This is a genomic window from Pseudomonas sp. Sample_9 (assembly GCF_004307535.1).
Taxonomy (GTDB): Bacteria; Pseudomonadota; Gammaproteobacteria; order Pseudomonadales; family Pseudomonadaceae; genus Aquipseudomonas; species Aquipseudomonas mercuritolerans.
This window is the reverse complement of sequence record NZ_RAZO01000348.1, coordinates 1-10,778: the sequence shown is the minus strand read 5'-3', so window position 1 is coordinate 10,778 and position 10,778 is coordinate 1. Positions and strand designations below refer to the sequence as shown.

Sequence of the window (10,778 nt, the reverse complement as noted above, 5' to 3'; positions counted from 1 at the left end):
AGCCGGCGCGTTTTTTTTTGAATCCGGTTCACCCTTTGCGAGGGTAGCCACCTGGAGAAATACCCATGACACAACCGATTGTCGTGGCGGCACTGTACAAGTTCGTCACCCTCGAAGATTACGTTGACCTGCGCGAGCCTCTGCTGCAAGCGATGGTCGACAACGGCATCAAAGGCACGCTGCTGATCGCCGAAGAAGGCATCAACGGCACGGTTTCCGGCAGCCGCGAAGGCATCGACGGTCTGCTCGCCTGGCTCAAGAACGATCCGCGCATGGTCGACATCGACCACAAGGAATCGTACTGCGACGAGCAGCCGTTCTATCGCACCAAGGTCAAGCTGAAGAAAGAGATCGTCACCCTCGGCGTTGAAGGCGTTGACCCGAACAAGAAGGTCGGCACCTACGTCGAACCGCAGGACTGGAACGCGCTGATCAGCGACCCGGAAGTGCTGCTCATCGACACGCGCAACGATTACGAAGTGTCGATCGGCACCTTCGAAGGCGCCATCGATCCGAAAACCACCAGTTTTCGCGAGTTTCCCGACTACATCAAAGAACACTTCGACCCGGCCGTGCACAAGAAGGTCGCGATGTTCTGCACCGGCGGCATTCGCTGCGAGAAAGCCTCGAGCTATATGCTCGGCGAAGGTTTCGAAGAGGTTTACCACCTCAAGGGCGGCATCCTGAAGTACCTCGAAGAGGTGCCGCAGGAAGAAACCAAGTGGCGCGGCGACTGCTTCGTCTTCGACAACCGCGTGACCGTGCGTCACGACCTGACGGAAGGCGACTACGATCAATGTCATGCCTGCCGCACGCCGGTCAGCGTTGAAGATCGCGCCTCCGAGCACTACGTCGCCGGCATCAGTTGCCCGCACTGCTGGGACAAGCTCAGCGAGAAAACCCGGCGCAGCGCCATCGATCGGCAAAAGCAGATCGAACTGGCCAAGGCACGCAATCAGCCGCACCCGATCGGCTACAACTATAAGCAAGCATCCTCCGAGGCTTAACCATGTCTGCGCGCCTGCTCTATGTGATGGATCCGATGTGTTCATGGTGCTGGGGTTTTGCTCCGGTGGCCAAGGCACTGGTCGAGCAGGCGCAGGCAGCCGGAGTGGAGCTGCATCTGGTGGTCGGCGGGTTGCGCACCGGCAGCGGTTCGGCGCTGGAGCCGACCACGCGGCGCTACATTCTCGAGCACTGGCAAGCGGTCACCGAGGCCACCGGCCAGCCGTTCAAGTTCGACGGCGCGTTGCCTGACGGTTTTGTCTACGACACCGAGCCTGCCTGTCGCGCCATTGTCACCGCGCGCGGTCTGGCGCCGGATTGCGCGTGGACACTGGTCGGGCTGATCCAGCAGGCGTTTTACGCCGAAGGTCGCGATGTCACCCAGGCCAGCGTGCTGGTCGAACTGGCGGAGCAGGCCGGTGTGCCGCGTATTGAATTCGCGGCGTTGTTCGATCATGCCGATCAGCACAGGGCGACCCAGGCTGATTTCACCTGGGTGCAGGACTTGGGCATCGCTGGTTTTCCGACCCTGCTGGCCGAGCGCAACGGGCAACTGGCGCTGCTCACCAACGGTTATCAACCGCTCAGCGAGCTGTCGCCGTTGCTCGGCCGCTGGCTGGAGCGCGCGGCCTGTGTCTGACCGCGCCGATGACACGCCAACCGTAGAGCGTGTCGACCGGCTGAGCTGGGCTGAAGTCCGGCGTCTGGCACTGCATCACAAGAAATCCCTGTGGATCGCCAACGGCGTGGCCGTGCTGGCGACGCTGTGCAGCGTGCCGATCCCGTTGCTGCTGCCGTTGCTGGTCGACGAAGTGCTGCTCGGCCACGGCGATGCCGCACTGAAAGTCATGAATCATTTTCTGCCAAGCATGTGGCAGCAGGCGGCGGGTTATATCGGCCTGATGTTGGTAGTGACCCTGACCTTGCGTTGCAGCGCCCTGTGTTTTGGCGTGTTGCAGTCGCGGCTGTTTGCGCGCCTGGCCAAGGACATCGTCTACCGCATTCGCGTACGCCTGATCGAGCGGCTCAAGCGCATTTCCCTCGGCGAATACGAAAGCCTCGGCAGCGGCACGGTAACCACGCATTTGGTCACCGATCTGGATACCCTCGACAAATTCGTCGGCGAAACCCTCAGCCGCTTCCTCGTCGCGATGCTGACCCTGGTCGGCACCGCCAGCATCCTCATGTGGATGCACTGGAAGCTGGCGCTGCTGATCCTGCTGTTCAACCCGTTGGTGATCTACGCCACTGTGCAGTTGGGCAAGCGCGTCAAGCATCTGAAGAAGCTGGAGAACGACAGCACCTCGCGCTTCACTCAGGCGCTGAGCGAAACTCTCGATGCGATTCAGGAAGTGCGCGCGGGCAATCGTCAGGGCTATTTCCTCGGGCGCCTCGGTTTGCGCGCGCAGGAGGTACGCAACTACGCAGTCAACTCGCAGTGGAAAACCGACGCCTCGAACCGCGCCAGTGGTTTGCTGTTCCAGTTCGGCATCGACATCTTTCGCGCGGCGGCGATGCTCACCGTGCTGTTTTCCGACCTGTCGATCGGGCAGATGCTCGCGGTGTTCAGTTACCTGTGGTTCATGATCGGCCCGGTCGAACAGCTGCTCAATCTGCAATACGCCTATTACGCGGCGGGCGGTGCGCTGACGCGGATCAATGAATTGCTGGCGCGCGCCGACGAGCCGCAGTATCCCGGCGGCGTCGATCCGTTCAAGGGGCGCGACACCGTCGGCATCGAGGTGCAAGGCCTGAGTTTCGGTTATGGCGACGAGTTGGTGCTGGATCAGATGAACCTGTCGATCCTGCCCGGCGAAAAAGTCGCGATCGTCGGCGCCAGCGGCGGCGGCAAAAGCACCTTGGTGCAATTGCTGTTGGGCCTGTACACGCCAGCGGCCGGGACCATTCGCTTTGGCGGGTCGACCCAGCAGGAGATTGGTCTGGAGACGGTGCGCGAGAACGTCGCGGTGGTGCTGCAGCATCCGGCGCTGTTCAACGACAGCGTGCGCGCCAACCTGACCATGGGCCGCATGCGCAGCGACGAAGCCTGCTGGCAGGCGCTGGAAATCGCGCAGATGGCCGCGACCATTCGCGCGCTGCCCAACGGCCTCGACAGCATCGTCGGTCGCTCCGGCGTGCGTTTGTCCGGCGGCCAGCGCCAGCGTCTGGCGATTGCGCGGATGATTCTCGCCGAGCCGAAAGTGGTGATTCTCGACGAAGCCACCTCGGCCCTCGACGCCGCCACCGAGTACAACCTGCACCAGGCGATGGCGAAGTTTCTCCATGGCCGCACCACGCTGATCATTGCCCATCGCCTGTCGGCGGTGAAACAGGCGGACCGCGTGCTGGTGTTCGACGGCGGGCAGATCGCCGAGGACGGCGACCATCGCCAACTGATCGCGGACGGCGGTCTGTACGCCAAGCTCTACGGCAACTTGCAACAGCACTGATCGAAACCCTCGCCGACCTGTCAGAGGTTCTGCGCGCGGTGTAGTGCCGCGCCTTGCCTTGAACGAGAACCCCACCTAGTCTCGTCATAGCGAATTCGCCCGGAAGGCGAGCGGGCAGTGCTCATGCAAGGACTCTCATGAAGCAAAAGCAGACTCTGGGAACACCACGGTTGTTGGGTATCGTCTGGCCCTTTATTGCTGTCGTGGTGTTCCAGGCATTACTGGGGGGCGTGAGCCTTTACGTGCTTTCGGCCGTGCGTGGCTACGTCGCTGGCGAAAGCCTGTGGTCCAAGGGCCAGAAAGACGCCATCTATTACCTCAACCTCTACGCCGACAGCCGTGACGAGGCGATCTATCGCAAATACCTGACGGCGATCGCCGTGCCCCAGGGCGGGCACCAACTGCGCCTGGCACTGGATCGTCAGCCGCCGGATCTGCAAGCGGCGCGCGAAGGCATTCTCAAGGGTGGCAATCATCCAGACGATGTCTCCAGCGTCATCTGGCTGTACCTCAATTTCCGCCACTACAGTTATCTGGAAACCGCGATCGATCGCTGGACGATTGGCGATGCCTATCTCGACCGACTGCACGAAGTCGCGCAGGAGATGCACCAAGGCATTGCGCAGAACCAGGCCAGTCCCGGCGATGTGCAGCGCTGGAAGTTACAGATCTTCGCCATCAACGATGCAGTCACCCCAGCGGCCAGGGCTTTCAGCGATGCCTTGGGCGAAGGCTCGCGGGTGATCATGCGCCTGCTGCTGTTCACCAACCTGGCCACCGCGCTGGGTCTGATCGCGCTGGCGCTGTGGCGCACGCACAAACTGCTCAAGCAGCGCCATGAGTTCGCCCAGGCGCTGCAACTGGAAAAGGATCGCGCGCATATCACGCTGCAGTCGATTGGTGATGGCGTGATCACCACCGACGTCAACGGCGCGATTGATTACATGAACCCCGCCGCCGAGGCCATGACGCACTGGAAGGCCGAGCAGGCGGCAGGGCTGCCGTTGTCGGCGCTGTTCAACCTGCTCGACGATAACGCCCAGACCGAAGGGCTGACGTTGATCGAGCACATTCTCAGCGGCCAGCTCAGCGGCGGCAGCGAACATTCCAAGCTGATCCAGCGTCTGGACGGCAGCACCCTGTCGGTGACCCTGGTCGGCGCGCCGATCCGCAATGCCGGGAATGTCAGCGGCACGGTGCTGGTGCTGCACGACATGACTCAGGAGCGGCAATACATCGCCAATCTGTCCTGGCAGGCGACTCACGATGCGCTGACCGGGCTGGCCAACCGCCGCGAATTCGAATATCGCCTCGAGCAGGCCTTGCACAAGCTGACGCGCCAGCCCGGGCGGCACGCACTGATGTTCCTCGATCTCGACCAGTTCAAACTGGTCAACGACACCTGCGGTCACGCGGCGGGTGATGAGTTGCTGCGGCACATCTGCACGCTGTTGCAATCAGACTTGCGCGAGGGCGATACCCTGGCGCGACTGGGCGGCGATGAATTCGGGATTTTGCTCGAGAACTGCCCGCCGGACATCGCCGAGAAGATTGCCGAAAGCCTGCGCCAGACCGTGCAGAACCTGCATTTTGTCTGGAAGGGGCGGCCGTTCCTGACCACCGTCAGTATTGGCTTGGTGCATGTCGCGCAGAATCCGACCACCCTTGAAGCCTCCCTGCGCGCGGCGGACATGGCTTGCTACATGGCCAAGGAAAAAGGCCGCAACCGCGTGCAGGTCTATCATGCGGACGACTCCGAACTGTCCATGCGCTTCGGTGAAATGGCTTGGGTGCAGCGCCTGCATATGGCGCTGGAAGAAAACCGCTTCTGCCTTTATGCCCAGCAGATCGCACCGCTCAAGCCGCAACCCGGCCAGGCCGGACACATCGAAATCCTCCTGCGTTTGCATGATGAATCCGGGCGGATGATTTTGCCTGACAGCTTTATTCCGGCAGCGGAGCGATATGGTTTGATGACCCAGTTAGATCGCTGGGTAGTTGAAAATGTTTTCAAGGTTATTGCCCAGTGTATTGAACAGGAACATGAACTTCCTTTGGCAATGTGTGCGATTAATCTGTCAGGCATTACTATAGGAGATGACGCGTTTTTGCACTTCCTGCGGGAACAGTTTGTTAACTACGCTATACCGCCTGAAATGATTTGTTTTGAAATTACTGAAACCAGTGCAATCGCTAATCTTGGCAGTGCAATTCGTTTTATCAATGAACTCAAAGGCTTAGGCTGTCACTTTTCTCTGGATGACTTTTGTGCCGGAATGTCTTCATTCGCTTACTTGAAACATTTGCCTGTAGACTTCCTGAAGATCGACGGGAGTTTCGTTAAGGATATGCTGGACGACCCGATTAATCGGGCAATGGTCGAAGTGATCAATCACATTGGCCATGTTATGGGTAAGCAGACAATTGCCGAGTTTGTTGAAACTAACCAGATCGAACAGGCATTGCTTGAAATAGGTGTGGATTACGCTCAGGGGTATGTCATCGAGCGCCCGCAGTTATTTACCTGTGACAGTTTGCAAAGTCGCCCTGCCAGACCGCAGCCGTTGTTGTTCAAAGCGCCTGGCACGTTCCGTTGAAGTCTCTCGCCGATCCTTGCCATCACAACTCAAAAGGAGCCGAACAGTGATCGACACATTCAACCGAACCGGACCCCTCATGGAAGCTGCAAGTTATCCTGCCTGGGCGCAACAGCTCATCAAGGATTGCAGCGAGAGCAAGCGCCGGGTTGTCGAACATGAACTTTATCAGCGCATGCGCGACAACAGACTCAGCGCGAAAACCATGCGCCAGTACCTGATCGGTGGCTGGCCGGTGGTCGAGCAATTTGCCTTGTACATGGCGCAGAACCTGACCAAGACCCGCTTCGCCCGCCATCCCGGCGAAGACATGGCGCGGCGCTGGCTGATGCGCAACATCCGCGTCGAACTCAATCACGCCGACTACTGGATGCACTGGAGTCGCGCCCATGGCGTCAGTCTCGAAGATCTCCAGGCCCAGCAAGTGCCGCCGGAGCTGCACGCTCTGAGTCACTGGTGCTGGCACACCAGCTCGGCGGATTCGCTGATCGTGGCGATTGCCGCGACCAACTATGCGATCGAGGGGGCGACCGGGGAGTGGTCAGCGGTGGTCTGCTCGACCGGGGTCTACGCGGCGGCGTTCCCGGAAGAAGATCGCAAACGCGCGATGAAGTGGTTGAAGATGCATGCCCAGTACGACGATGCCCATCCGTGGGAAGCGCTGGAAATCATCTGCACCCTGGCCGGCATGAACCCGAGCAAGGCGTTGCAGGCCGAGCTGCGGCAGGCGATCTGCAAGAGTTATGACTACATGTACCTGTTCCTGGAACGGTGCATGCAGCTGGAGACTTCGGAGCGCTTGCTGGTCAACCGCGAGCGCCGGACCGTAACCGAAAGCTGATCGAACTGTGGGAGCGAGCCTGCTCGCGAAAGCGGTGGGTCATTCGACGAATCGTTGTCTGAGCCTCCCTCTTCGCGAGCAGGCTCGCTCCCACAATGATTTTTAGCCGGCCATCGCCAGCCGGTTCCGCCCCTCGCGCTTTGCGACATAGAGCGCACTGTCGGCGCGGCGCAGCAAGCTGTCCGCCGACTCCCCCGGCAGTAACGTCGAGCATCCCAGACTCACGGTGATCTCGATCAACTGGCCATCGGCAAAGTATTCCCCCGACTGCGTCGCCTGGCGCAAACGCTCGCCGACCATCGCCGCCGCCTCGCGACCGGTGTTGGACAGCAGGATCAGAAACTCTTCGCCGCCATAACGGAACACCATGTCGACGTTGCGCAGTTGCGCCTTGATCGACGCGGCAATGGCTCTGAGCACCTCATCACCGGCGCCATGCCCGTGGTCATCGTTGACCCGTTTGAAGTGGTCGATGTCGAGCATCAGCACCGACAGCGGTTGCGCATGACGGCGCGACATGTCGATCTCGCGTTGCAAGGTCTGCTCCATGGCCACCCGATTGCCGGCACCGGTCAACGGGTCGCGCAAGGCACTTTGCGTCGCAGCGCGATAGAGCAGGGCGTTGCGCATCGGATACAGCAGGCAGGACAGCAGCGACTCGAGATCGCCCTGTTCCTTGTCGTTGAAACGCTGATTGCGGCGAAAGACCAGCTCGCCCATGTGCTCGCCTTCGTGGCTCAGGGTGTAGCTGACCGAATGGTGACCGCGTGCACCGAACTCCAGGCGCAAGTCGCTGGCCTGATGCACATAGCTCAGGGCGTCCAGTGGCACCAGGCGTTGGATTTCGCGGAAGAACAGGCCAAGGATGCGCTGTGGCTCCAGGCTGGTTTGCAGTTGCAGGCTCATTTGCTGACGCAATTGCGCCAGGCTGGTCGGGCGCTCGATCAGCGCCGGTAGTTGACCGAAGCCCAGGCGCTGCAATTTGGCACTGTCAAAGTCAATTGCATGGGTCTGGGAAGGAGATTTCATATGGCGTGAGCCCCTAAGCAGTAAGTCTGTCTTACAGGCTGGGTGAGAGCGGCTATGGGCTGCGCGTCGTACTGATCCATCAGTCCCGTAGGACGTTTGGCGTAAGTTTAGTCTGCCGCAAGACGATCAGTCAGCTATCGAAATCGGCGTCTGCCCCATGGCCATCACACGGCATGTTTTGAGGGAATTTAGAGCGAAACCCGTGCCATTCGGTTCGATTTAAATTAAAGCTTTTCGAATCAATGACTTGCTGACAGATGCCGGGCCGCCGCGCTGGGTTATTGGCGGCTTTGTGATGGTTATGAGCGGCAATGGCTTGCCGCGACAGCATTCTGCCGCGGCAACAAATGCGACGTATGGCGTTATTGGGCGTTGAAAGCCTGGCCATTGACGCCCGCGCTGTCCGGGCCCATCAGGTACAGATACACCGGCATGATCTCTTCCGGTGTCGGGTTGTTCAGCGGATTTTCCCCCGGATAAGCCTGCGCGCGCATGCTGGTGCGCGTACCGCCCGGGTTGATGCTGTTGGAGCGTACCGGCGCAACGCCTTCCACTTCATCGGCCAGGGTTTGCATCAGGCCCTCGGTGGCAAATTTCGACACACCGTAAGCGCCCCAGTACGCGCGACCCTTGCGCCCGACGCTGCTCGAGGTGAACACCACCGAGGCATCTTGGGACAGCTTGAGCAGCGGCAGCAGGGTGCTGGTCAGCATGAACATCGCGTTGACGTTGACCTGCATGACGCGCATGAAGTTTTCGCCGGACAGTTGTTCGATCGGCGTGCGCGGGCCGATGATCGAAGCGTTGTGCAGCAGGCCGTCGAGATGGCCGAACTCGGTTTCGATCATCGCGGCCAGCTCATCATATTGATGGGGCAGGGCGGTCTCGAGGTTGAACGGGATCACCGCCGGTTGCGGGTGGCCCGCTGCTTCGATTTCGTCGTAGACCTCGGTCAGATTGGCTTCGGTCTTGCCCAGCAGCAGCACGGTGGCACCGTGGGCGGCATAGGTTTTCGCCGCAGCCGCGCCGATGCCGCGCCCGGCACCGGTGACCAGAATGACCCGATCCTTGAGCAATTCAGGGCGAGCGGTGTAATCAAACATAAAAACCTCACAATCCATTTCATGAAGATCTGCTTCACCCCTGTGGCGAGGGGATTTATCCCCGTTCGGCGGCGAAGCCGTCGCAAAACCTGTGTGTCACATCGCCTGGATAAAAGCGGGGGCCGCTTCGCAGCCCAGCGGGGATAAATCCCCTCGCCACACAGGGAGCTTGGCGCAGTCAGGTCAGCAGCTGCACAGCGCGCTGTCGAGTACCTTGCGCAACTCCAGCGGGTGATCCACCACCACGTCCGCGCCCCAGTGCCGTGGGTTGTCGTCCGGGTGGATGTAGCCGTAGGTCACCGCAGCGGTTTTGGTGCCGGCATCGCGACCCGATTCGATATCACGCAGATCATCGCCGATAAACAGCACGGTCGACGGATCCAGATCAAGCATCTTGCAGGCGAGGATCAGCGGCTCAGGGTCCGGCTTGCTGTTCTTCACATGATCCGGGCAGATCAGCAGCGCCGAACGCTCGGCCAGCCCCAGACGCTGCATGATCGGCTCGGCGAAGCGCACCGGTTTGTTGGTGACCACGCCCCAGATCAGGTTGGCCTTTTCGATATCGGCGAGCAGTTCGCCCATGCCGTCGAACAGTTTGCTATGCACTGCGCATCCGACCAGATAACGCTCGAGAAACTCCAGACGCAGCTCCTCAAAGCCCGGCGATTCCGGATCCATCGAAAATGTCACCGCAACCATGGCCTTGGCCCCGCCGGAAATCTCGTCGCGGATGTGCTTGTCGTTGATCGGCGGCAGACCGCGATCGGCGCGCATCGCCTGGCAGATGGCGATGAAGTCCGGCGCGGTGTCGAGCAGGGTGCCGTCCATGTCGAAAAGTACCGCTCTGATGGCCATCGGCTTATTCCTCGCGCAGGGTCTGGATCATGTAGTTGACGTCAACGTCGTTGGCCAGCTTGTAGTGCTTGGTCAGCGGGTTGTAGGTCAGGCCGATGATGTCCTTGACGGTCAGGCCAGCCATGCGGCTCCACGCGCCGAGCTCGGAGGGGCGGATGAATTTCTTGAAGTCGTGGGTGCCGCGCGGCAGCAGCTTCATGATGTATTCGGCGCCGATGATCGCGAACAGATACGCCTTCGGGTTGCGGTTGATGGTCGAGAAGAACACCTGGCCGCCCGGCTTGACCATGCGGAAGCAGGCGCGGATCACCGAGGATGGATCCGGCACGTGCTCGAGCATCTCCAGGCAGGTGACCACGTCGAACTGCTCGGGCATTTCGTCGGCGAGGGCTTCGGCGGTGATCTGCCGGTATTCGACGCTGACCCCGGATTCCAGCTGATGCAGTTGTGCGACCGCCAGCGGCGCTTCGCCCATGTCGATGCCCATCACCGTGGCGCCGCGCTGGGCCATGGCTTCGCTGAGGATGCCGCCGCCGCAGCCGACGTCGAGGACTTTCTTGCCGGCCAGATTGACTCGCTCGTCGATCCAGTTGACCCGCAGCGGGTTGATGTCGTGCAGCGGCTTGAATTCGCTTTCGCGGTCCCACCAGCGATGGGCCAGGGCCTCGAATTTGGCGATTTCGGCGTGGTCGACGTTGCTCATGTTCATTCCTCGAAAAACCTGAAAAGGGCTGTAGCCGCGGATATTGCGCCGCGGTGTTTACGATTCGGTGTGGCCGCTGATGCGCTGGCCCCATTTGCGGGCGGTCGCGCCCAGCTGTTGTTCGTCCATGCGGGTCAGGCGCCGGTCGTCGAGCAGTTGCTTGCCGGCGACCCACAGGTGTTTCACGCAATCACG

Annotated in this window: 9 protein-coding genes and 1 pseudogene; 5 read left to right on the top strand and 5 right to left on the bottom strand. The window is 60.6% G+C overall.

Features of this window, described 5'->3' with window-relative positions; all coding sequences use genetic code 11:
• The first annotated feature begins 65 nt into the window (after positions 1-65).
• The 5 genes from D6877_RS20035 (at position 66) to D6877_RS20015 (ending at position 6,893) form a co-directional block, all read left to right on the top strand.
• On the top strand, positions 66-1,007 hold the full coding sequence (locus tag D6877_RS20035; protein ID WP_041478261.1) for a rhodanese-related sulfurtransferase: 942 nt from the start codon (positions 66-68) through the stop codon (positions 1,005-1,007).
• A 35-nt stretch (positions 1,008-1,042) separates the two neighbouring features.
• Positions 1,043-1,645 (top strand): DsbA family protein, encoded by a 603-nt coding sequence (locus D6877_RS20030; RefSeq protein WP_178083719.1) that lies wholly within the window; start codon positions 1,043-1,045, stop codon positions 1,643-1,645.
• Positions 1,638-3,455, top strand: coding sequence for an ABC transporter ATP-binding protein (locus D6877_RS20025; protein WP_130911875.1), 1,818 nt, complete (start codon positions 1,638-1,640; stop codon positions 3,453-3,455). The genes D6877_RS20030 and D6877_RS20025 overlap by 8 nt, the downstream gene beginning before the upstream one ends.
• Before the next feature lie 137 nt (positions 3,456-3,592).
• Positions 3,593-6,052 carry an EAL domain-containing protein gene (locus D6877_RS20020; protein WP_073472344.1) on the top strand — a complete coding sequence of 820 codons (2,460 nt, stop codon included), beginning with the start codon at positions 3,593-3,595 and terminating at the stop codon, positions 6,050-6,052.
• A 46-nt stretch (positions 6,053-6,098) separates the two neighbouring features.
• Positions 6,099-6,893: an iron-containing redox enzyme family protein gene (locus D6877_RS20015; protein WP_024013878.1), complete on the top strand. Its 795-nt coding sequence runs from the start codon at positions 6,099-6,101 to the stop codon at positions 6,891-6,893.
• Positions 6,894-6,995: 102 nt separating this feature from the next.
• On the opposite strand, the gene D6877_RS20010 is transcribed toward D6877_RS20015, so the two are convergent.
• The 5 genes and pseudogenes from D6877_RS20010 to D6877_RS19990 form a co-directional block, all read right to left on the bottom strand.
• Positions 6,996-7,922 (bottom strand): GGDEF domain-containing protein, encoded by a 927-nt coding sequence (locus tag D6877_RS20010; RefSeq protein ID WP_130911874.1) that lies wholly within the window; start codon positions 7,920-7,922, stop codon positions 6,996-6,998.
• Positions 7,923-8,284: 362 nt separating this feature from the next.
• A complete protein-coding gene (locus tag D6877_RS20005; RefSeq protein ID WP_024013876.1) occupies positions 8,285-9,025 on the bottom strand; it encodes a YciK family oxidoreductase in 741 nt (246 codons plus the stop codon).
• Positions 9,026-9,208: 183 nt separating this feature from the next.
• On the bottom strand, positions 9,209-9,880 hold the full coding sequence (gene mupP, locus D6877_RS20000) for an N-acetylmuramic acid 6-phosphate phosphatase MupP (protein ID WP_016770929.1): 672 nt from the start codon (positions 9,878-9,880) through the stop codon (positions 9,209-9,211).
• Positions 9,881-9,884: 4 nt separating this feature from the next.
• Positions 9,885-10,583 (bottom strand): bifunctional 2-polyprenyl-6-hydroxyphenol methylase/3-demethylubiquinol 3-O-methyltransferase UbiG, encoded by a 699-nt coding sequence (gene ubiG / locus D6877_RS19995; RefSeq protein WP_024013875.1) that lies wholly within the window; start codon positions 10,581-10,583, stop codon positions 9,885-9,887.
• Between the two features lie 57 nt (positions 10,584-10,640).
• Positions 10,641-10,778, bottom strand: a pseudogene (locus D6877_RS19990) (TRZ/ATZ family hydrolase); the annotation flags it as partial.